Annotated in this window: 19 protein-coding genes; 13 read left to right on the top strand and 6 right to left on the bottom strand. The window is 72.6% G+C overall.

Features of this window, described 5'->3' with window-relative positions:
* Positions 1-175 precede the first annotated feature (175 nt).
* The 5 genes from ACSLTV_RS29185 to ACSLTV_RS29165 all read left to right on the top strand — a co-directional run bounded on the left by ACSLTV_RS29185 (position 176) and on the right by ACSLTV_RS29165 (position 6,328).
* Positions 176-751, top strand: coding sequence for an FABP family protein (locus ACSLTV_RS29185; protein ID WP_432139451.1), 576 nt, complete (start codon positions 176-178; stop codon positions 749-751).
* A gap of 32 nt (positions 752-783) precedes the next feature.
* Positions 784-1,221, top strand: a complete 438-nt coding sequence (locus tag ACSLTV_RS29180) for a Fur family transcriptional regulator (RefSeq protein ID WP_432139452.1) — start codon at positions 784-786, stop codon at positions 1,219-1,221.
* A 9-nt stretch (positions 1,222-1,230) separates the two neighbouring features.
* Entirely contained in the window at positions 1,231-2,196 is a 966-nt protein-coding gene (gene ygfZ, locus ACSLTV_RS29175; protein ID WP_432139453.1) for a CAF17-like 4Fe-4S cluster assembly/insertion protein YgfZ, read from the top strand.
* Positions 2,197-2,389: 193 nt separating this feature from the next.
* A complete protein-coding gene (locus ACSLTV_RS29170) occupies positions 2,390-4,318 on the top strand; it encodes a DNA/RNA non-specific endonuclease (protein ID WP_432139454.1) in 1,929 nt (642 codons plus the stop codon).
* A 72-nt stretch (positions 4,319-4,390) separates the two neighbouring features.
* Positions 4,391-6,328: a S41 family peptidase gene (locus ACSLTV_RS29165; RefSeq protein ID WP_432139455.1), complete on the top strand. Its 1,938-nt coding sequence runs from the start codon at positions 4,391-4,393 to the stop codon at positions 6,326-6,328.
* A 47-nt stretch (positions 6,329-6,375) separates the two neighbouring features.
* Here the strand turns inward: ACSLTV_RS29165 and ACSLTV_RS29160 are convergent, their stop codons facing one another.
* Positions 6,376-7,242 (bottom strand): alpha/beta hydrolase, encoded by an 867-nt coding sequence (locus tag ACSLTV_RS29160; RefSeq protein WP_435613169.1) that lies wholly within the window; start codon positions 7,240-7,242, stop codon positions 6,376-6,378.
* Between the two features lie 181 nt (positions 7,243-7,423).
* Here ACSLTV_RS29160 and ACSLTV_RS29155 point away from each other — a divergent pair, with 181 nt between their 5' ends.
* The 6 genes from ACSLTV_RS29155 to ACSLTV_RS29130 all read left to right on the top strand — a co-directional run bounded on the left by ACSLTV_RS29155 (position 7,424) and on the right by ACSLTV_RS29130 (position 12,853).
* Entirely contained in the window at positions 7,424-8,203 is a 780-nt protein-coding gene (locus ACSLTV_RS29155) for a response regulator transcription factor (RefSeq protein WP_432139573.1), read from the top strand.
* Between the two features lie 116 nt (positions 8,204-8,319).
* Positions 8,320-9,342, top strand: coding sequence for a LacI family DNA-binding transcriptional regulator (locus tag ACSLTV_RS29150; RefSeq protein ID WP_432139572.1), 1,023 nt, complete (start codon positions 8,320-8,322; stop codon positions 9,340-9,342).
* An 89-nt stretch (positions 9,343-9,431) separates the two neighbouring features.
* On the top strand, positions 9,432-10,394 hold the full coding sequence (locus tag ACSLTV_RS29145; protein ID WP_432139571.1) for a S1C family serine protease: 963 nt from the start codon (positions 9,432-9,434) through the stop codon (positions 10,392-10,394).
* Positions 10,395-10,423: 29 nt separating this feature from the next.
* Entirely contained in the window at positions 10,424-10,624 is a 201-nt protein-coding gene (locus ACSLTV_RS29140; RefSeq protein WP_432139570.1) for a hypothetical protein, read from the top strand.
* A 43-nt stretch (positions 10,625-10,667) separates the two neighbouring features.
* Positions 10,668-11,402, top strand: coding sequence for a response regulator transcription factor (locus tag ACSLTV_RS29135; protein WP_432139569.1), 735 nt, complete (start codon positions 10,668-10,670; stop codon positions 11,400-11,402).
* A complete protein-coding gene (locus ACSLTV_RS29130) occupies positions 11,399-12,853 on the top strand; it encodes a HAMP domain-containing sensor histidine kinase (protein ID WP_432139568.1) in 1,455 nt (484 codons plus the stop codon). The genes ACSLTV_RS29135 and ACSLTV_RS29130 overlap by 4 nt, the downstream gene beginning before the upstream one ends.
* A gap of 18 nt (positions 12,854-12,871) precedes the next feature.
* On the opposite strand, the gene ACSLTV_RS29125 is transcribed toward ACSLTV_RS29130, so the two are convergent.
* From ACSLTV_RS29125 to ACSLTV_RS29105, 5 genes are all read right to left on the bottom strand, one after another.
* Complete coding sequence (locus ACSLTV_RS29125; RefSeq protein WP_435613168.1) at positions 12,872-13,927, bottom strand: hypothetical protein; 1,056 nt, start codon at positions 13,925-13,927, stop codon at positions 12,872-12,874.
* 10 nt (positions 13,928-13,937) lie between these two features.
* Entirely contained in the window at positions 13,938-15,155 is a 1,218-nt protein-coding gene (locus tag ACSLTV_RS29120) for an ABC transporter permease (protein ID WP_435613167.1), read from the bottom strand.
* Positions 15,152-15,985, bottom strand: coding sequence for an ABC transporter ATP-binding protein (locus tag ACSLTV_RS29115; protein ID WP_435613166.1), 834 nt, complete (start codon positions 15,983-15,985; stop codon positions 15,152-15,154). Before ACSLTV_RS29115 ends, ACSLTV_RS29120 begins: the two co-directional genes overlap by 4 nt.
* Entirely contained in the window at positions 15,982-17,679 is a 1,698-nt protein-coding gene (locus ACSLTV_RS29110; RefSeq protein ID WP_435613165.1) for a hypothetical protein, read from the bottom strand. The genes ACSLTV_RS29115 and ACSLTV_RS29110 overlap by 4 nt, the downstream gene beginning before the upstream one ends.
* Positions 17,680-17,862: 183 nt before the next feature.
* A complete protein-coding gene (locus ACSLTV_RS29105) occupies positions 17,863-18,360 on the bottom strand; it encodes a hypothetical protein (RefSeq protein WP_432139563.1) in 498 nt (165 codons plus the stop codon).
* A 325-nt stretch (positions 18,361-18,685) separates the two neighbouring features.
* On the opposite strand from ACSLTV_RS29105, the gene ACSLTV_RS29100 reads away from it, so the two are divergent.
* Together ACSLTV_RS29100 and ACSLTV_RS29095 are read left to right on the top strand one after the other, a co-directional pair.
* Positions 18,686-20,020 (top strand): ATP-binding protein, encoded by a 1,335-nt coding sequence (locus tag ACSLTV_RS29100; RefSeq protein ID WP_432158271.1) that lies wholly within the window; start codon positions 18,686-18,688, stop codon positions 20,018-20,020.
* Positions 20,017-21,137: tetratricopeptide repeat protein (locus ACSLTV_RS29095; RefSeq protein ID WP_432139561.1), on the top strand; the 1,121-nt coding region annotated here is incomplete at its 3' end. The genes ACSLTV_RS29100 and ACSLTV_RS29095, both read left to right, overlap by 4 nt.

Here is a 21,137-nt window from a genome sequence, read left to right as displayed (position 1 = left end):
GCTGGGGCCCGGCCCTGTACGTACGTACCCCACTCCGCTCATCCGAGGAGCAACCCGTGGAGATCTTCTTCGAGTCCCTGCTGGTCCTGGTCTGCGTCGGCGTGCTCGCCTTCGCCGGTCTGACCGTGAAGAAGCTGTACCAGGGCCAGCGCTGATCCATAGCTAGGAACCCCTCATGATCGAGATTCCGTCCGACCTCCACAAGGACCTCGTCCCCCTCGCCTTCCTGCTCGGCAACTGGGCGGGTGCGGGTGTGCACGACTTCCCCGGCGCCGAGAAGTGCAACTTCGGCCAGGAGGTCAGTTTCACCCACGACGGCCGGGACTTCCTGGAGTACCACTCCGCGACCTGGGTGCTGGACAAGGACGGCAACAAGGTCCGTCCGCTGGAGTCCGAGCACGGCTACTGGCGGATCGACGCCGAGCGCAAGGTCGAGGTGACGATGACCCGCGACGACGGCGTCATCGAGATCTGGTACGGCGAGATGGCCCACCAGAAGCCGCAGATCGACCTGGTCACCGACGCCGTGGCCCGGACGGCCGCCTCCCAGCCGTACAACGGCGGCAAGCGGCTCTACGGGTACGTCAAGAGCGACCTGATGTGGGTCGGTGAGAAGCAGACCCCCGAGGTCCCGCTGCGCCCGTACATGTCGGCCCAGCTGAAGAAGGTCGTCACCCCGGAGGACGTGGAGCGCTGGGCGAAGGCCCTCCCGGAGGACATGCCGGACGACGGGATCGCCTTCTTCAAGTAGGCGGGCCTTCGAGTGGTCCTAGACTTTCCGGTGTGGTGAGCACTGACTGGAAGAGCGATCTGCGGCAGCGCGGCTACCGGCTGACGCCGCAGCGGCAACTCGTGCTCGAAGCCGTGGAGTCCCTGGAGCACGCGACCCCCGACGACATTCTCGGCGAGGTCCGCCGGACCGCGTCGGGGGTCAACATCTCGACGGTGTACCGGACGCTCGAACTCCTGGAGGAGCTCGGGCTGGTCTCCCACGCGCACCTGGGGCACGGGGCGCCGACCTACCACCTCGCGGACCGGCACCACCACATCCACCTGGTCTGCCGGGACTGCGAGAACGTGATCGAGGCCGATCTGAAGGTGGCCGCCGAGTTCACCGCCAAGCTGCGGGACGAGTTCGGCTTCGAGACCGACATGAAGCACTTCGCGATCTTCGGGCGGTGCCGGAGCTGTGCTCTGAAGGGTTCAACTACCGGGTCGTAGGCTAGGGGTATGAAGAGCCCCCTGCTGTCCCTGCCCGGCGCCGTCCCCGCCGAGGGTGTGGACGAAGGCGTCGCCGCCCATTACGGCGATCTGTTCCGCGAGCAGCGCGCCCTCGCCGACGGCACCGGATTCGTCGACCTCTCGCACCGAGGGGTGATCACCGTGTCCGGCGCCGACCGGCTGAGCTGGCTGCACCTGCTGCTCACCCAGCACGTCAGCGACCTGCCCGCCGGGCGGGCCACCGAGGCGCTGATCCTCTCCGCGCACGGGCACATCGAGCACGCGCTGTATCTCGTCGACGACGGCGAGACGGTCTGGGCGCACGTCGAGCCCGGCACCCGGGAGGCGCTGGTCGCCTACCTGGAGTCGATGAAGTTCTTCTACCGGGTCGAGGTCGCCGACCGCACCGACGACATCGCGGTGGTGCACCTGCCCGCCGGTTCCATCGCCCCGGTCCCGGACGGCGTCGTCGTACGGGAGACGCCCTACGGGCGGGACCTGTTCCTGCCGCGCGAGGACCTGGAGGCCTTCGCCGAGCGGGTCGGGTCACCGGCCGGGCTGCTGGCGTACGAGGCGCTGCGCGTCGAGCACCACCGGCCCCGCCTCGGCTTCGAGACGGACCACCGCACGATCCCGCACGAGCTGGGCTGGATCGGCTCGGCCGTCCACCTGCAGAAGGGCTGCTACCGGGGCCAGGAGACGGTCGCCCGGGTGCAGAACCTCGGCAAGCCGCCGCGCCGCCTGGTCTTCCTGCACCTCGACGGCAGCGAGGTGCACCTCCCGGCGCCGGGCACGGAGCTCCGGCTCGCGGCGGACGGGCCCGACGGCCGCAGGATCGGCTTCGTGACGACGTCGGTCCGCCACCACGAGCTGGGCCCGGTCGCCCTCGCCCTCGTCAAGCGCAACGTGCCGCTCGACGCCCCCCTGGTCGCGGGCGACACGGCCGCCGCCCAGGAAGTCGTCGTGGAGCCGTAGCCCCAACGTCGACTTGCTTCTCCGCGCCCCTCACCGATGATGGAGGTGAGGGGCGCGACGACGTCCTCCACCGCAGGTCCGGTGACGTGTCCCGGCTGCCGTTCTCACCTCCACCACTCCTCGGAGTCGCACCGGTCACCCACTTTCCGGTGCTCGCCCCCTGACGTCCCGCCGACGAAGGGATGTGGCCGTCATGGCCACGAGAACCACGAAGAAGACAGCGTCGAAGGCCGTCTCCAAGGGCGCCCCGACATCCGCACCGCGGCCCGCCTCGGCGCGCCGGACCTCCCCCCGGGCCTCCTCCCCCGACGACGAACTCGTCGCCTCGCTGCGGCAGTACATCCGCACCCGGGGCCCGCACCTGCTGGAGGACCCGAACATCACCTCCGTCGGCATCGGCCGGAAGATCACCGACGGGGAGCGGGGCGAGGAGGTGGCGCTGCAGTTCACCGTGGCGGCCAAGGCCGAGCCGGAGGTGCTGGAGTCCCTGGGCACGTCCCTGATCCCGGCCACGATCACCGTCGACGGCCATGAGGTGCCGACCGATGTCGTCGAGCGCACCTACCAGCCGAGCTTCCGCACGGTGCCCGAGGTGGAGAGCCCCCTGCGCAAGACCCGGCTCGACCCGATACGGCCGGGGGCCAGCGTCGGCGCGGTGACGGTCTCGGCGGGCACCATCGGGTGCGTCGTCTTCGACAGGGCCGACGGCACACCGTACGTACTGAGCAACTGGCATGTGCTGCAGGGCCCGTTCGGGGAGCTGGGCGTGGAGGTGGTGCAGCCCGGCACCCGGGACGACAACCGCGTCGACCGCAACCGTCTGGGTGTGCTCAAGCGCTCGCACCTCGGCGTGGCCGGCGACTGCGCGGTGGCGACCGTGGAGAACCGCCACTTCTTCCCGGAACTCCTCGAACTGGATGTCGCACCCCGGACCCTCGGGGAACCCGAGCTCGACGACAAGGTGGTCAAGAGCGGCCGGTCGACCGGGGTCACCCACGGCGTCGTCCGCCGCGTCGACACCGTGGCGAAGATCGACTACGGCGGGGTGACCGGCGTCAGGACCGTGGGCTGCTTCGAGATCGGCCCGGACCCCGACCATCCGTCGTCGGACGGCGAGGTCAGCAGCGGCGGTGACTCCGGGGCGGCCTGGCTGTTCAAGGAGGGCGACCGCGTCAGCACGGTGATGGCCGGGCTGCACTTCGCCGGCGAGGGCACCGGTGACCCCGACGAGCACGCGCTGGCCTGCCTGTCGACCTCGGTGTTCGAGAAGCTCGACATCACCCTCACCCAGCCGGCTCCGGAGGAGCTGGAGATCATCGCCGGCTACGACGCCGGGTTCCTCGGCGAACGGATCGAGCCCCCTGAGCTGGACACCGACCTGGCCCAGGACGCCGTACTGCTGGGCGGCTCGCCGGTGATCCCCTACACGCATTTCTCCCTCGCCCTGAGCGAGCCTCGGCGCTTCCCGTTCTGGGTGGCCTGGAACGTCGACGGCGCCTCGCTGAAGAAGCTCAGCCGCAGCGGCATCCCCTTCGTCAAGGATCCGCGGCTGCCCGGCACCGCCCAGGTCGGCAACGAGCTGTACCAGGCCAACCGGCTCGACCGCGGGCACATCGCCCGCCGCGCCGACCTGCTCTGGGGGAGCCTGCCGGAGGCCCGGAAGGCCAACACCGACTCGTTCTTCTACACCAACATCACCCCGCAGATGGACGACTTCAACCAGAGCGCCAGAAACGGGGTGTGGGGCGAGCTGGAGGACGCCGTCTTCGCCGACGTCGACGTCGACGACCTGCGGATCAGCGTCATCGGCGGCCCCGTCTTCCAGGACGACGACCGCGTCTACCGGGACGTGCCCGTACCCCGCGAGTTCTACAAGGTGATCGCCTTCACCGAGAACGGAGAGCTCAAGGTCAAGGCGTTCCTGCTCACCCAGAACCTGGACCAGCTGGAGGCGCTGGAGCTGGACGAGTTCCGGGTCTTCCAGGTCACCCTCGGCGAGGTCGAGGACCGTACCCGGCTGCGCTTCCCCGCCGCCTTGCACAAGGGCGACACGCTCCAGGTGCCCGAGGCCGCCGCGGACCGGGCGCCGCTGGAGTCCACGGCCGACATCCGGTGGAGCTGACCCCGCCGGGGCCCGGGCCGGGTGCCCGCCCGGCCCGGGCCCGCCCCGATCGTGAAGGACCGGCGTATCACCATGACCCCCACGGCTCACGACAGCGCACGCGAGTTCCCCCGTAACGCGGCGGAACCGGTGCGGGACCACCTGCGCGGCGCGGCTCCCCTGCCCGCCTTCCTGGAGGGCGCGGGACGGCTGTCCCTGGAGGACCGCCGGCGCCTCGTCGACCAGGCCCTCGTCCTGCTGGAGCAGAACTACGTCCACCTCCCGCTGAAAACCGCGATGCACGCCGTCAACCCGGTCCAGCGGCTGCGGCTGCTGCACCGGCGCCTGGAGCGGCAGACGCCGCGGACCATGCCGCGGGAGTGGCTCTTCCACGCCGAGATGTCGGAGATCTTCCACTCCGTGCGCGACCTGCACACCAACTACCTGCTGCCCGAGCCGTTCATCGGCAAGATCGCCTTCCTGCCCTTCCTGGTGGAGCCCTGCACGGAAGACGACCGAACCCGTTTCCTGGTCACCCATGTCGCCCAGGGCTTCTCCGCGCCCGGGTTCGAGCCGGGGGTCGAGATCACTCACTGGAGCGGCATTCCCGTCCTGGACGCCGTCGACCTCAACGCGGCCCGGTTCGCCGGCGGCAACGCGGCGGCCCGCCGCAGCCGGGGTGTGCAGTCGCTGACCGTGCGCCCGCTGGTCATCCACCTGCCTCCGTTGGAGGAGTGGGTGACCGTCAGCTACCTCGACCTCGCGGGGACAGCCCGGGAGATCCGGCTGAGCTGGCAGATCGTGGAGAACCTGCCCTCCTTCGTCGCCGCCCGCCGGGACACGGCCGTGTTCCAGGGCCTCGACCTCGACGGCGACGAGACCCAGCGGGCCAAGGTGCTGCTGTTCGCGCCGCAGGTGGTCGCCCAGGCACAGGCCGCCGAGGCGGACGCACCGGTGCCGGACCTGGGGGCGGGTGAGGTCGTCACCACCATGCCCTCGGTGTTCCGGGCCCGGACCGTCCGGACGGCGTCCGGGGTCTTCGGCCACCTCCGCATCTTCACGTTCAACGTCGACAGCCCCGGAGCCTTCGTCGCCGAGTTCGTCCGGCTCGTGCGCCGGCTGCCGCAGGGCGGCCTCGTCGTGGACGTCCGGGACAACGGGGGCGGGCACATCCACGCGGCCGAGTTCACCCTGCAGACGCTGACACCGCGGCGGATCACCCCGGAACCCGTGCAGTTCCTCAACACGCCCCTCAACCTGCGGATCTGCCGACTTCATCAAAGGGACCCCGGGCTGGACCTGGGCTCCTGGGTCCCGTCGATGGAACAGTCGCTGGAGACCGGATCGGTGTTCTCGGCCGCCTTCCCGATCACCCCGGAGAAGGGTGCCAACGCCATCGGCCAGCAGTACTTCGGGCCGGTCGTCCTGATCACCAACGCCCGCTGTTACTCGGCCACGGACATCTTCGCGGCGGGTTTCCAGGATCACGGGATCGGCCCCGTGCTCGGCACCGACGACAACACGGGCGCCGGCGGCGCCAACGTCTGGACGCAGGAGCTGCTGTCCGACTTCATGGCGGACGACCCGGCCACGCCCTATCTGCCGCTGCCGGCCGGTGCCGGGATGCGAGTGTCGATCCGCCGCACGCTGCGGGTCGGGCCGAACTCGGGCACCCCGGTGGAGGACCTCGGGGTCGTCCCCGACGAGACGCACCGGATGACCCGCCGCGACCTGCTGGAGGGCAACGCCGACCTCCTCGACCACGCGGGGCGGCTTCTGCAGGGCATGGCTCCGCACGCCGTGAACCTCACGGAGGCCGTCCCCGCCGACGGCGCCCTGCATCTGCGGCTCACGGCCGAGAACGTGGACCGGGTCGACGTCTACCTCGACCAGCGTCCCCGCGCCTCCGTCGACCTCGCCGGCGGCCAGGCCGACCTTCTGGTGCCGGGAGCGGCCGCCGCTCACACCGCCCGCCTGGAGGGGTTCGAGATCGGCCGTCTGGTGGCCAGTACGACGCGGGACCTGCCGTAGACGCCGGAGACCTGCTCGAGGGGCCGGAGAACCGCCGGAGCGGGCGGTCAGGTTCCCCGCCGGGCCCGGTCGGCGGCGTCGGCCGCCGACCGGGCCCAGTCCGCGATGCGGTCCAGCAGCGCCTCGTCGGTCGCGTGCTCGGCGTGGCCCATGCCGGGCTCCAGCCACAGGTCGGCGTGGCCGGCGGAGGCGTCGGCGAGGGCGCGCGGGTGGTCGAGCGGGAAGTAGCCGTCGCTGTCGCCGTGGACGACGAGGAGCGGGGTGGGGGCGATCCTGGGGACCGCCTCCACGGGGGACAGCGGGACCGGGTCCCAGTCGCGGTGGTGGATGCGGGTGCGGAAGCCGTAGCGGCCGACCAGGCGGCCGGCCGGGCGGGTCACCAGCCAGTGCAGGCGGCGCATGGGGGCGGTGCCCCGGTAGTACCAGCGGGCGGGGGCACTGACGGAGACCACCGCGGACACCGTCCCGGCGTGCAGCGCCGCGTGCCGCAGGACGACCGAGCCGCCCATCGAGAAGCCGACGGTGACCACGCGCCGGTGCCCGAGGTCGCGGACCCGGCGGACCACCGCGTCCAGGTCGAGGACCTCGCGGTCGCCGACCGTGGAGCGGCCGCCGGAGGCGCCGTGGCCGCGGAAGGAGAAGGCGGCGACGGCCCCGTGACGCCGCAGACCCGCCACCACCCTCCGTACGTGTGGCCGGTCCACGTCGCCGGTGAAGCCGTGCGCGACGACGAACACCAGGTCACCGGAGGGTGGCCGGGAGGCGTCGTATACAACCGCGGGCGGGTCGTATACGAAATCGACCGAAACCCCGTCGGCCGTGCGCAGAAACGTCCGCAATGGTGCGTGTTGGGTCGTCTCGCCATACGGACGAACGGTGGAACGTGCCACATGACCTGCCGGACCGTCGCTCATGTCGGCTATTCTGCTGGGCAGAGGACTCGGGCAGCGTAGCCCCCGGGTCCTTTTGTGCTTTCGGAAGCGTTGTATACGAAGCGGGAAACCCCAGGCGAACGCTCGTGTATGGGCCTTCGGGATCGCAGAGCAGGTGCTGTGCCGAACACGTCCTCGCAGGGACCGAGGAGGAACCAGACATATGAGTTCTCTGCTGCTCCTGACCAACGCCCTCCAGCCGTCGACGGAGGTGCTTCCCGCCCTCGGCCTGCTGCTGCACCACGTGCGGGTGGCCCCCGCCGAGGGCCCCGCCCTTGTCGACACCCCGGGCGCCGACGTCATCCTCGTCGACGGCCGCCGCGACCTGCCCCAGGTGCGCAGCCTCTGCCAGCTGCTGCGCTCCACCGGGCCGGGCTGCCCGCTCGTCCTGGTCGTCACCGAGGGCGGCCTCGCCGCCGTCACCGCCGACTGGGGCATCGACGACGTACTCCTGGACACCGCCGGACCGGCCGAGGTCGAGGCGCGGCTGCGGCTGGCGATGGGCCGGCAGCAGATCGTCAACGACGACTCCCCGATGGAGATCCGCAACGGCGACCTCTCGGTCGACGAGGCGACCTACTCCGCCAAGCTCAAGGGCCGGGTCCTCGACCTGACCTTCAAGGAGTTCGAGCTGCTGAAGTACCTGGCCCAGCACCCGGGCCGGGTCTTCACCCGCGCCCAGCTGCTGCAGGAGGTCTGGGGGTACGACTACTTCGGCGGCACCCGGACGGTCGACGTGCACGTGCGGCGGCTGCGCGCCAAGCTCGGCCCCGAGCACGAGTCGCTGATCGGCACCGTCCGGAACGTCGGTTATCGATTCGTTACGCCGGAGAAGGTGGAGCGCGCCGCCGAGGAGGCCAAGACCAAGGCGGACCGGACGAAGAGTGTCGATTCGGACAAGTCGGCCGTCGTGGGTGCCGAGGAAGTGTCCGCCGAGGCGTGACACCGGCGCGGGGCCCGGCGCGGGGCGCCCACGAGGCGCCGTCCACCCCTCGGGACGGTCGGGCCGGGCTCCTTCACGCCCTGCCCAGAGGCGGTCTCTCCGCGTAGACTCCGCGCGTGGCCAAGGTGACTCGGGACGATGTGGCACGGCTGGCGGGTACCTCCACCGCCGTCGTCAGCTACGTCATCAACAACGGACCCCGGCCGGTCGCCCCGGCCACGCGCGAGCGTGTCCTCGCCGCCATCAAGGAGCTGGGGTACCGGCCCGACCGGGTGGCCCAGGCGATGGCCTCGCGGCGCACCGACCTCATAGGCCTGATCGTGCCGGACGCGCGCCAGCCGTTCTTCGCGGAGATGGCGCACGCGGTCGAACAGGCCGCGTCCGAGCGCGGGAAGATGGTGCTCGTCGGCAACTCCGACTACATCGGCGAGCGCGAGGTCCACTACCTGCGGGCGTTCCTCGGGATGCGGGTCTCCGGCCTCATCCTCGTCTCACACGCGCTGAACGACCTGGCCGCCGCCGAGATCGACGCCTGGGACGCCCGGGTGGTGCTGCTGCACGAGCGGCCCGAGGCCATGGACGACGTCGCCGTGGTCCTCGACGACCGGGGCGGCGCCCGGCAGGCCGTGCGGCACCTGCTGGAGCACGGCTACGAGTACGTGGCCTGTATGGGCGGTACGGCGCAGACACCGGCCGTCGGCGACCCGGTCTCCGACCACGTCGAGGGCTGGAAGCGCGCGATGGAGGAGGCCGGCCTGTCCACCGAGGGACGGCTCTTCGAGGCGCCCTACAACCGGTACGACGCCTACGAGGTGGCGCTGAAGATACTCGCCGGGCCGGAGCGGCCCCCGGCGATCTTCTGCTCCACCGACGACCAGGCGATCGGCCTGCTGCGGGCGGCCCGGGAACTGCGGATCGACGTCCCCGGCGAGCTGGGGGTGGCCGGGTTCGACGACATCAAGGAAGCGGCGCTGGCCGACCCGCCGCTGACGACGGTCGGCTCGGACCGCTCGGACATGGCCCGCGCCGCCGTCGACCTGGTCCTGGACGACGGACTGCGCGTCGCGGGCTCCCGGCGGGAGCGGCTGAAGACGTTCCCGTCCCGGCTGGTCACGCGCCGGTCCTGTGGGTGCGTGTAGCGCGCCCTCATGTAGGGCGAACGCACTTCTGGCCGGGTTCTCAGACCGCCCTCAGGCGGCTCTCATGGTCGGGCGGAAAGCTCGGTGCCATGACGGAGAACCCTTACGTGAATCCGGAATGGCCGGCCCCGCCGGCGCACCAGCCGACGGCGCACCAGCCGACGCCCCCCGCGCAGGGCAGGCGCAGGCGGACCCGAGGCCCCGTGGGGCTGCTGGCGGCCGTGGCCATCGTGGCCGCGGCGATCGGCGGCGGCACCGCCTACGGGATCCAGGAACTCGTCGGTGACGACACCGCCGTGGCGGCCACCGCCGCCACCAACGTGGTGCCGGCCGCCAAGAAGGGCGACATCGCGGCCATCGCCGCCGCCGTCAGCCCCAGCATCGTCGAGATCAACGCGACGCTCGGCAACGGCGCGTCGACCGGCTCCGGCGTGATCATCACCGGTGACGGCGAGATCGTCACCAACAACCACGTGATCGCCGGCGCCTCCTCGGTCTCGGTGCGCACGAGCGACGGCACGAAGTACAGCGCGCGGGTCGTCGGCACCGACCCGGCGAAGGACCTCGCGCTGATCAAGCTGGAGAACGCCTCGGGGCTCAAGGCGGCGAGCCTCGGTGACTCCTCCCGCGTCCAGGTCGGCGACACCGTCGTGGCGATCGGCTCGCCCGAAGGGCTGACCGGCACCGTGACCAGCGGCATCGTCTCCGCCCTCGACCGGGACGTCACCGTCTCCACCGACGAGGGCGGGCAGCAGCAGCGGCCGGACGGCGGGTGGCCGTTCGAGTTCGGCGGCCGGCAGTTCAACGGCGACACCGGGTCGTCCACGACGACGTACAAGGCGATCCAGACGGACGCCTCCCTCAACCCGGGCAACTCCGGCGGCGCCCTCATCGACATGAACGGCAACATCATCGGCATCAACTCGGCGATGTACTCGGCCGCGGGCTCCGGCTCCTCCGACGCGGGCAGCGTCGGCCTCGGCTTCGCCATCCCGGTCGACACCGTCAAGTCCGACCTCGCCACGCTGCGGGCCGGCGGCTCCGGCAGCTGACCCGCCCGCCCCCTCCCGAGGAGCACGTCATGATCAAGCAGGTTCCGCACCCGGCGACCGGGGCCGGCGCCGCCGGTCTCGCACTGGCCCTCGGCGTGGCGTACGAACTGCACCCGCCGGCGGCGGACGGCGGCCGGGCACCGGAGGTGGCGGCGCGGGGCACGGCCGGCCGCGGTGCCGCCAAGCGTGCCGCCCGGGCCCGGCGCCGCCGGGCGGACGTGCGACGCTGAGAGCGTCCCGCCCGCCCGACTCCCGACCGAGGAAGCCACGCCCATGAGCCCCGCCGAAGGCGACCGTGACCCCCAGCGCATCCTGATCGTCGACGACGAGCCGGCGGTACGCGAAGCACTCCAGCGCAGCCTCGCCTTCGAGGGCTACGACACGGAAGTGGCCGTCGACGGCGCCGACGCCCTCGACAAGGCGGCTGCCTACCGGCCCGACCTGATCGTCCTCGACATCCAGATGCCCCGCATGGACGGCCTCACGGCCGCCCGGCGGGTCCGCGGCACCGGGGACACCACGCCGATCCTCATGCTCACCGCCCGCGACACGGTCGGCGACCGCGTCACCGGGCTGGACGCCGGGGCCGACGACTACCTGGTCAAGCCGTTCGAACTGGACGAGCTGTTCGCCCGTATCCGCGCCCTGCTGCGGCGCAGCTCCTACGCCGCCGCCGTGTCCGCCGAGGCGCGGCGGGACGAGGCGCTCGCCTTCGCCGACCTGCGGATGGACCTCGTCACCCGGGAGGTGACCCGGGGCACGCGCCCGGTGGAGCTGACCCGCACCGAGTTCACCCTGCTGGAGATGTTCATGGCCCACCCGCGCCAGGTGCTCACCCGCGAGCAGATCCTGAAGGCCGTGTGGGGCTTCGACTTCGAGCCGAGCTCCAACTCGCTGGACGTGTACGTGATGTACCTGCGCCGCAAGACCGAGGCCGGCGGCGAGCCGCGGCTCGTGCACACCGTGCGGGGCGTGGGCTACGTCCTGCGCCAGGGCGGGGCCGAGTGAACAAGGTGCTCCGCCGGTTCCGCGCGCTGCCGATCCGGACGCGACTGTCGCTGCTGGTGGCGGCGGCGGTGGCGTTCGCCGTCGCGGCGGTATCGGTGACCTGCTGGTTCGTGGTGCAGGGCAAGCTGTACGACCAGTTGGACAGCGAGCTGGAGAAGGCGTCGGCGATCGGCCCGGCCCAGCGGGCGGGCATCGAGAACGCCCTGCTCAACTGCACCCAGAGCCCGCAGAGCGGCTTCAACGGCTACCGCAACGCCTACTCCCAGGCGATCACGCCCGACGGGACCGCCTGTGTCCTCGGCGAGTCCCGGGGCGTCGTCAAGGTCACCCGGGCCGACGAGAACGTGATCGACGACGCGGGCGACAACGAAGGGGTCTACCGCGACGGGACCGCGCAGGACGGCACCCCCGTACGGGTGCTGACCGTCCCCCTCGCCCTGCGCAACAACCTCACCGGCGAGGTGTCCCGCGCCGCCTTCCTCGTCGCCGTGCCCCTGGACAAGACCAGGGAGACCCTCAACGAACTCGCCCTGCTGCTGCTGCTCGTCTCCGGGGTCGGAGTGGTCGGCGCCGGGGCCGCCGGGCTCGCGGTCGCGCGGGCCGGACTGCGGCCCGTGGACAAGCTGACCGACGCGGTCGAGCACGTCGCCCGGACCGAGGACCTGGGAATCCGCATCCCGGTCGAGGACGACGCCGACGACGAGGTGGCCCGGCTCTCGCGGTCCTTCAACTCCATGACGTCCGCGCTGGCCGGCTCCCGGGAGCTGCAGCAGCAGCTCATCGCGGACGCGGGGCACGAACTGCGCACGCCGCTGACGTCGCTGCGCACCAACGTCGAGCTGCTGACCCGCAGCGAGGAGACCGGCCGCCCCCTCCCGGCGGCCGACCGCAAGGCGCTGCTGACGTCGGTGAAGGCGCAGATGACCGAGCTGGCCGCGCTGATCGGCGATCTGCAGGAGCTGTCCCGGTCGCAGGGGCAGCGCGGGGAGCGGGTGCAGGTGGTGTCGCTGGAGGACGCGGTGCGGGCCGCGCTGCGCCGGGCGCGGCTGCGGGGCCCGGAGCTGACGATCGACGCCTCCCTGGAGCCCTGGTACACCCGGGCGGAGCCGGCCGCGCTGGAGCGCGCGGTGGTCAACGTCCTCGACAACGCGGTGAAGTTCAGCCCCGCCGGGGGCACCATCGAGGTGACCCTGACCGGCGGTGTCCTCACCGTCCGCGACCACGGTCCCGGCGTGCCCGAGGACGAACTGCCCTACGTCTTCGACCGCTTCTGGCGGTCGCCGTCCGCCCGCTCGCTGCCCGGCTCCGGCCTCGGCCTGTCCATCGTCGCCCGCACCGTCCAGGAGGCCGGCGGGCAGGTGACGCTGGCCCGCGCGGAAGGCGGCGGCACGGTGGCGACGGTACGGCTGCCCGGGGCGCCGACGCCTCCCCCGGAGACGCCGGCGCCGTAGTGCCCCCCTCGGGCGGGATCAGGAGTCGAGCAGGGTGCCCGGCAGGTCGAAGCGCTCGGTGGCGCCCGTGGCCAGGTCGACGCGGGTGACCGTGTCCTCCGCGTAGACGAGCCAGCCCGCCTCGGTGGGCGTGATGCCGAGGGAGGCGGGGAGCGCGTCGAGGGTGGCGCGGTGCCGTTCCCTGCCGGTGGCGGCGTCGAGTTCCACCAGGTCGGTGGCGCCGCCGTGGGCCGCCGCGATCACGATCGTGTCCTTGGTCGCGGCGACCGCGTCGACCCGGCCGCCGGTCACCGAGACGAGGGTCGCGGCGGGGGTCCGGGTCAGCGCGGCCCCGACCTCGCCGGCGGTGTCCTTCGCCGGGGCGCCTACGACGACCGGCCGGCCTGCCGGGCAGGCCAGGTCCTTGACCGTCAGGTCCTTCGGAACGGCGACGGGCGTGGTGCGGCCGTCGGTCAGGGCGGCGGTGTAGACGCCGGTGCCGTTGCTCAGGCAGATCGTGTCCGACGCCGGGTCGGAGGCGGCGTGGGCGATGGTGCCGGGGATCCTCACATCGCGCTCGGTGGACCAGTCGGCGGGGTCCTTCACCAGCACGCTGGAGGTGCCGCCCGCCTCGGGCAGCCCGCCGACCTCCGCGACGAGCGTCCGGCCGGGCAGGGTGCGGCGCAGGCTCTCCCCCTCGGGCAGCCCGTCGAGGGCCTGATCGGCGCGGTCGAGCGTGTAGCGGCGGTCGGGCCTGCCGTCCGCGCGGGGCACGCTGAGCAGCCAGCGGCCGTCGGCGAGGCGGACGATGTGCGGGCTGATCGCGTCGGTGTCGTCCTCCTGCTGCGGGACCACGGCCAGGCTCTGCGCGTGCCCGGCGGCCGGGTTGATCCCGACGACCGTGACCAGGCCGTCGACGCGGGCCAGCGCGAAGGTCGTGGAGCCCTGCCAGTCGTCGCCCAGGTCGACGCCGCCGGGGCCGGAGCAGCCCGTCGTCAGCGCGGCCGCGGTCGCCAGCGCGGTCAGCGCCAGGGCGGCGCGGGCCGGTCCGGCCGGCCGGCCGCGCCCGGGGCGGTGCGTGTCGTCGTACGGCATGACGGGTGGCTCACCAGTCCTTCATCGCTTCGGTGGGGGACATCCTCGCCGCCTTGCGGGCCGGGGCCAGCGATCCGATCGCCACCACCAGCACGGTCAGGCCGAGGAGGAACAGCAGGGTGCCCGGCGCCGGGAGCGGCAGCCGGTCCTCGACGTAGGGCGCGAGGTCGGCGCTGTCGCGCAGCACGGCCGCCGAACCGGCGGCGAGGAGCGCGCCGAGCGCGGCACCGGCCAGCGCGGCCACCGCGCCGACCAGCGCCATCTCCGTGACCAGCATGGTCAGCACCGCCCGGGTGCGGAAACCGACCGCCTTGAGGACGCCGATCTCCTGGGCCCGCTGCCGGGACAGCGCGCCGGTCACGGTGATCGCACCGGCGAACGCCAGCACGGCGAGCACGCCGAGCAGCACCCGGCCGACGGTCCTGATCATCTCCAGTACGGCGGGCAGCGCGTCGAGCTGCTGCTGCAGGGTGACCGCCGGGTAGCCGAGGTCCTGGACGGCCCTCATCACGTCCGGGACGTTCTCGGCGCGGTCGGCGACCACGGTCAGCTGGTCGTAGCCGATGCCGCTCAGGTACGTCTTCTCGGGCCGGCCCGCGCGGTCGGCCGCCCACTTGATCACGGTGGCGTCGGCGGCGTACGCGGCGTCCGGGTTGTCCAGCTGCCAGGTGGGGTCGTAGACGCCGACGAGCCGGGCGTGGCCGGTGACACCGGTTCCCTCGCCGGGCCGGACGAAGCGGGTGGTCTCGATCTCGACCTGCTTGCCGACCAGCGCGCCGAGGTCCACGCCCTGGGACACGGCGGGTGCCACGATCTCGCCGGGCCGCAGCGGGAACAGGTCCTCGCGGACGGACTTGGTGACCGGCGGGGGGAGCGCGGGGCGGTACGTCGTCGCGTAGAGCAGGACGGTGTCGCCCGCGTCGGTCAGCACCCCGAACGACACCTGCGCCCGGTGCTGCACCGACGCCACGTGCGGCAGCGCGGCGAGGCGGGCGGCCGTGCGGTCGGTGAGCTGCGGGGTGTCGGGTCGGTCGGCGGGCCGGTCGACGGTGACGCTGCGGTTGGCGCTGCTCTGTGTGACGCCCGAGTCGGTGGCGCCCTGCGCACGGCCGGCGATGCCGAGGGCGGCGAGGCAGACCGCCGCGGCGACGGCGACCAGCGCGACCAGGCCGTAGAGGCGGCGGCGCAGGGCCCGGACGTTGGCCAGGGCGAGGCCGAGGACGTTCATTCCGTGCCCTCCGTTTCGGTCCGGGGGTCCGTTTCGGTCCGGGGGTCCGTAGCGGTCTTGGTGGTCGAGCCGGACTTCGTGATGGTGTCGGACTCCGTGGTCGTGTCGGACTTCGTGGTCGTGTCGGACTCCGTGGTCGTGTCGGTCCTGACAGTCGTGTCGAGCGCGCCCTTGTCGAGGCGGTGCACCACGTCCGCGCGGTCCGACACCGCCGGGTTGTGGGTGACGAGCAGCACCGCGCGGCCCTCGTCCGCCAGTTCGCGGAACAGGCCGAGCAGCACCTCCTCGCTGTCGGTGTCGAGGTTCCCGGTGGGTTCGTCGGCGAGCACCACGGGCGGGTCGTTGACCAGCGCCCGGGCCAGCGCGACCCGCTGCTGTTCGCCGCCCGAGAGCTCGCTCGGCAGGTGGTCGGCGCGCTCGGCCAGCCCGACCCGCTCCAGCAGCCGCCGGGCCCGGTCCTCGCCGTCGGCGCGGCGGCCGGCGTACGGCAGGAGCACGTTGCGCAGCGCCGAGTGCTGCGGCAGCAGGTTGTACGACTGGAAGACGAAGCCCAGCCGGGTGCGGCGCAGGCCGGCGAGCGCGCCGTCGCCGAGCCCGGAGGTGTCGGTGCCGTCGACGTACACGCGGCCCCGGTCCGGCGGGGTCAGCAGGCCGAGGACGTGCAGGAGCGTCGTCTTGCCGGAGCCGGAGTGACCGACCAGGGCGGTGATCTCGCCTCCTCCGACGGCCAGGTCGACCTCCCGCAGGACGTCGACCCTCCTTCCGCGCAGGGTGTAGGACTTGCCCACGCCCTCCGCGCGCAGCAGTGCGTTCACCGGGTTCTCGCTCACTTTCCGCTCTTCCTCCCGTCCTGGTCGCCGGCCGGCAGCCAGCCCATGGCGCCGTCCAGACGCCGGTCCAGCGTCCACACGGCCCAGGTGGTCTTCAGGTCGCACGCGGTGTCGCCGCCGCCGACCTGGTACAGGTCGGGCAGGGCCGGGCAGCCCCGGTGGGGGGTGATGCCCCGGTCCAGGGCGGCGCGCAGCGTCCCGTCCACGGGTCCGCCGAGCAGGACGTAGGCCCGGGCGACCAGCGCGTAGTCGTAGACGGAGGGGAAGCGGTCCGGGTTCTGTGCCCAGGGCCGCAGGGCGTCGGCGGTGATCCAGGAGGGCACGGCGTCCCGGTGGCCGGCGTCGGCGAGGCCCACGGTGAGCGTGGCCGCCGCGACCAGCCGTGCGGGGGTGTCCAGGGCCCAGCGGGCGACCGTCGGGACGGCCGCCGGTGCGTCGGCGTCGGTGCAGGTCAGGGCGGTGCGCTGCCAGACGGTGGCGTTCTGCTCGGTGACGGTGGCGGGCAGCACCGTCGGGTCGGCGCACAGTTTCCGTGCCTGGTCGGCGGCGTCGTCGTCACCGTCGGTGACCTGGCGCAGGGCGGCCCGGTTCAGCCGCTCGGCGCCCTCCTGGCTCACGTCCGGTGCGTGTTCCTCGCGGTCGAGGGCGGACAGCAGCCCGGGGTCCCGGCGGGACCAGCCCGCGAGGGCGCGCAGCCGCTGGACGAAGAGGGAGGCGTCGGGGTTGCCGAGGTAGGCGTCGGGGTCGCGGACCGTGCCGTCGTCGAGGCGGTCGGCTTCGAGCCGCTCGATCACCGGCGTGAACAGGGACCGCGGCGAACCGGCCGCTCCGAGGACGTGCACCAGCTGGTAGAGCTGCTCGTACGGCAGCTCGGCGGCGCCGTCGCGGAGCACCGGCTCCCAGGTGCCGCGGTCCACCGCGGGCTTGCGTCCGGCCGCCTCCTGGACGACGACGTAGGCGTAGGTGTCGGCGAGCCGCTGGCCGCGGGCCTCGGGGGTGAGGCCGGCGTAGTCGTCGGTGCGGGGCGCGGGGACGCGGGTGAGGGTGGCCGGGACGGGTTCGTGCAGGAGGCGCAGGGAGGCGGCGAGGGCGCTGCTCTGGTCGAGGGGACGGCCGCCCGGGGCGGACGCGGGCGCGTCGGCGAGCGAGCGCAGCCAGGCCACGGTGGTGGCGCGGTCGTCCGCGGGGAGGTCGTCCAGGCCGTCGACCGCGTCGAGGACGTCGAGGGCGGCCCAGGTGCCACCGAGGCGGGCCGCGTCACCGTCGTCGCCGAGCGCGGAGTCGACGTACCAGCCGCCCTCGGCGCGGGCCTTGCCCACCGCCGTCGCGTCGGCGGGGCCGAGGACGTCGCCGGCGCCGGCGCGGCGCAGCGGGACGAGCCAGTCGCGGCCCCACAGGGAGGCCGTCTCCAGGGCGTCGTGGCGGAAGGAGGCGGCGTCGGCGGGGCTCATGCTGGTCTTCGGGTCCCGGCCGAGTTCGGTGAGGGTGCGCAGTGCGTAGGACTGGGCCTGCGGTCCGGCCGGCTCCCGGCGCAGGAACGGGTGGTAGTAGTAGCCGTTCTCGCCGCTGGCCAGCACGTCGAACTGGCGGGCCCTGGCCGGATCCCGTTGCTCCGAATCGCCGGACGAGGAAATGCACGACGCGCAGGACGCCATCAGGACGGCGGCCGTCGCCGCCCCGAGAAGACGGCGCACCGGAATTCCTCCACGCGCCCGCCGCGGCACGGTACCGAATCTCACGGATCTCCCCCGTTCATTCACAGGTCCCCCAGGAAAGCCGGCAAAAGCCAGCAAAAAATGCCACACCGCCGGGCCCTTGACGGTGTGACATTTCCTGTCGCTCGCTCAACTACTTCGGCACGCCGAAGCGGAAGCCGGTCAGGCGGCGCCCGCGTAGGCGCACTTCTCGCTGACCTTGATCGAGTTGGTGACCTTGGCCGAGCCGCAGCTCTTGGTCGACACGTAGGTGGTGGCGCCGCCCGGGCGCATCTGGCCGTGGGTGTCGGAGATGTTGGCGCGGGTGTTCTTCCAGCGGACCTCGCCGAGGGACTTGCTCTTCATGGTGAGCGTGGCCTCGGGGTTCTTGGAGATCTTGATGGAGACGCTGAAGCCGTGGGCCTGCAGCTCGGCGCGGTTCTGGATCCACTGCGCCTTGCGCGGGTTGCTGCCCGACATCTTGGTGGAGGCCTTCCAGTCACAGGTGGTGACGTAGAAGCCGCAGTGCCAGGCGTTCACCGAGATCTTGTTGCCGCCCGGCAGACCCACGGAAGTGGAGGCCGAGGTGGCGTGTGCCGGGGCCGCCGTCAGCACCAGCGCGCCGGCCGCGAAAGCGGCAGCCGCACCGGACATCAGGCGCGTACGTATGCCCTTGTTCATTCTATTGTCTCCCCGTGAGATCAACGAAAGCGGTTTCGGGTCAGGAAACCGCGCACATAAGCCGCGTCCGAAAGGGAGCGCGGCTTGTTGATCTCATTCATACGCGAGAGCCGAGCCGCCGCACAATTCCCGGGAGCCGCAAGGGCGGTTGGCTTGATCACATCGGTCGGACGGAACCGATCGGGGCCGTCGGCCATCGGGGGCGGACGCGGCGGCTACCTTCACCCGCGAGGCGGCGACCGCCTCGGCGGTCCGGTCCCCCGAAGGTGAAACGGAACTCCGGTCCCCGAACCGGGGGCCGGTCGCCGGTCCGTAGGGTAGGGCCATGTCCGAAGAGTCCCCGCTGATCAAGAGCCTCCGTACGGCCGTCGCCGCGGCCCCCGCCGACGTCCCCCTGCGCCTTCATCTGGCGGAGCTGCTGCTGGCCGCCGGGCACGGCGAGGCCGCCGTCGCCGAGGTCGCCACGGCGCTGCAGCAGGCGCCGGGGGACGCGCAGGCGCGGGCGCTGATGGCCCGGGCGATGGGGATACCCGCGTCCCCTGCCGGGACTGACGAGCCGCCACCCGCCACCACGTCGGCGGACGGTACGGGGGAGCCGTCGACCGGCTTCGACTGGAAAGCCGCCGAGCAGCAGATCGGGGACGTCGTACCGCCCCGGTTCGTCGAGACGCCGGACACCGGGACGCCGGACACCGGGACTACGGACACCGGGACACCGGGCACCGAGGCGCCGCGGGCCGCCGCCGACGGGCCGGGCGCGACGGGCGGCCCCGACGCCTGGGACGTGGAGGCGCCGGGCGGCGTACGGCTGGCCGACGTCGGCGGCATGCGGGAGGTGAAGGAGCGGCTGGAGGCGGCGTTCCTCGCGCCCCTGCGCAACCCCGAACTGCGCCGCCTGTACGGCAAGAGCCTGCGCGGCGGCCTGCTGCTGTACGGGCCGCCCGGCTGCGGCAAGACCTTCATCGCGCGGGCCGTCGCCGGTGAACTCGGCGCGTCCTTCCTGTCGGTGTCCGTCAACGACGTCCTCGACATGTGGATGGGCAACTCCGAGCGCAACATGCACGAGGTCTTCGAGGCCGCCCGCCGCCAGGCCCCCTGCGTGGTCTTCCTCGACGAGCTGGACGCGCTCGGCGCCAAGCGCAGCCGTACGGCGCACAGCGGCATGCGCAACACCGTCAACCAGCTGCTCACCGAGCTGGACGGCATCGACGCCGGCGCCAACGAGGGCGTGTTCGTGCTGGCCGCCACCAACGTCCCCTGGGACGTGGACGTCGCCCTGCGCCGCCCGGGCCGCCTGGACCGCACCCTCCTGGTGCTGCCGCCCGACGCCCCCGCCCGCGAGGCGATCCTCCGCTACCACCTGCGCGACCGTCCCATCGAGAACATCGACCTGGGCAGGCTGGCCAAGGCCACCGACGGCCTGTCCGGCGCCGACCTCGCCCACGTCTGCGAGGCCGCCGCCGAACGCGCCCTGCTGGAGTCGGCCCGCACCGGCACCGTCCGCATGATCGGCATGAAGGACCTGCTGGCGGCCGCGAAGGAGGTCGTCCCGTCGACCGAACCGTGGTTCGCCTCGGCCCGCAATGTGGCGATGTTCGCGAACGAGGGCGGCATGTACGACGACCTCGTCGCGTACCTGAAGAAGAGGCGCAAGCTGTGACGACCGCGCACTCCTCCCTGGAACGGGCCGACGGGCTCTTCGAGCTGAGGCGGTACGACGAAGCCAAGACGGTCCTCACCCGGCGGCTCGCCGAGGATCCGGAGGACGTCCGGGCCTGGGTCAGGCTCGCCCGGTGCCATCTCCGCCTGGAGAACGAGGCGGACCAGGCGCTGGAGGCGACCGAACGGGCGCTCGCGCTCGACCCCGAGGACGTCCCCGCGCTCATCCAGCGGGCCTACGCCCTCCAGGCCGTGGGCGGCCGCTTCCCGGAGACCGAGGGCGTCCTGCGGGAGGTCATCCGCATCGCCCCCGAGTACTGGGTGGGGTACGCGATGCTCGGCGACTGGCTGTGGCGCATCAAGGCCATCCGGTACGGTCAGGAGCACGGCGGCGGGTTCCCCGGAGGCGGGATCCCGCAGGTCTTCCTCGACGAATCCGCCGAACTCGCCAAAGAGGCCATGCGCCTGGCACCCGAGGAGGTCTTCCCCCTCGAAGTGGCCAGGCTGATCGCCGGCATGGCGGGCAACAGGACCGTCGCCGACATGCTGGACCAGGCCATCCTCCGGCTCGACCCCCACCACCCGGAGGCTCTCTCCCGGCTCACCGCCAAGGCCGCCGACGAGGCCAAGGCACCCCTCGCGGCCACCCTCTACGCCGATGCCCTCGCCGTCGCCCCCGACTCGGCGGAGATGCGGCGGGGCCTCGACAACGCCTCGTACCGCATGCTGCGCGGACTGCGCTGGCTCGCGCTGCTCTGCGTCGTCTTCGCCGGTGTCGGCCTCGACCTGTTCCCCGAGGACGGGGCGACGCCGCGCGCACTGCCTCTGGGACTCGGCCAACGCCTGTGGGACCTGGTCCCGATGGCCGGGATCTGGGCGCTGGGCGCGCTGCTGTTCTTCCGGCGGCTGCGGGCCGGGGTCCAGATCAATCTGCGGTCGGTGGTCCGGCGCCGCGTCTGGGCGCGCATCGTGCTGGTCCAGGCGGGGTGCACGATGCTCTGCGCCCTGCTGCTGGCCGAGGTGGCGTGGACGGACCGGACCGTGCCGCAGATCATCTTCTGGGCCGGGGTGCTGTCGGCGGTGGCGACGATGCCGTTCGACCGGAGGAAGAACCACTG

The sequence above is a fragment of the Streptomyces sp. bgisy159 genome (assembly GCF_965341775.1).
Taxonomy (GTDB): Bacteria; Actinomycetota; Actinomycetes; order Streptomycetales; family Streptomycetaceae; genus Streptomyces.
Note: the sequence above shows the minus strand (reverse complement) of the source record. Positions and strands in the feature narration are given on the sequence as shown.

Excerpts from the sequence above, each read along its gene's own strand:
- ACSLTV_RS29185 (WP_432139451.1), top strand. The coding sequence starts at position 176 with ATGATCGAGATTCCGTCCGACCTCCACAAGGACCTCGTCCCCCTCGCC.
- ygfZ (WP_432139453.1), top strand. The coding sequence starts at position 1,231 with ATGAAGAGCCCCCTGCTGTCCCTGCCCGGCGCCGTCCCCGCCGAGGGT.
- ACSLTV_RS29170 (WP_432139454.1), top strand. The coding sequence starts at position 2,390 with ATGGCCACGAGAACCACGAAGAAGACAGCGTCGAAGGCCGTCTCCAAG.
- ACSLTV_RS29165 (WP_432139455.1), top strand. The coding sequence starts at position 4,391 with ATGACCCCCACGGCTCACGACAGCGCACGCGAGTTCCCCCGTAACGCG.
- ACSLTV_RS29160 (WP_435613169.1), bottom strand. The coding sequence starts at position 7,242 with ATGAGCGACGGTCCGGCAGGTCATGTGGCACGTTCCACCGTTCGTCCG.
- ACSLTV_RS29155 (WP_432139573.1), top strand. The coding sequence starts at position 7,424 with ATGAGTTCTCTGCTGCTCCTGACCAACGCCCTCCAGCCGTCGACGGAG.
- ACSLTV_RS29145 (WP_432139571.1), top strand. The coding sequence starts at position 9,432 with ATGACGGAGAACCCTTACGTGAATCCGGAATGGCCGGCCCCGCCGGCG.
- ACSLTV_RS29140 (WP_432139570.1), top strand. The coding sequence starts at position 10,424 with ATGATCAAGCAGGTTCCGCACCCGGCGACCGGGGCCGGCGCCGCCGGT.
- ACSLTV_RS29135 (WP_432139569.1), top strand. The coding sequence starts at position 10,668 with ATGAGCCCCGCCGAAGGCGACCGTGACCCCCAGCGCATCCTGATCGTC.
- ACSLTV_RS29125 (WP_435613168.1), bottom strand. The coding sequence starts at position 13,927 with ATGCCGTACGACGACACGCACCGCCCCGGGCGCGGCCGGCCGGCCGGA.
- ACSLTV_RS29120 (WP_435613167.1), bottom strand. The coding sequence starts at position 15,155 with ATGAACGTCCTCGGCCTCGCCCTGGCCAACGTCCGGGCCCTGCGCCGC.
- ACSLTV_RS29105 (WP_432139563.1), bottom strand. The coding sequence starts at position 18,360 with ATGAACAAGGGCATACGTACGCGCCTGATGTCCGGTGCGGCTGCCGCT.
- ACSLTV_RS29100 (WP_432158271.1), top strand. The coding sequence starts at position 18,686 with ATGTCCGAAGAGTCCCCGCTGATCAAGAGCCTCCGTACGGCCGTCGCC.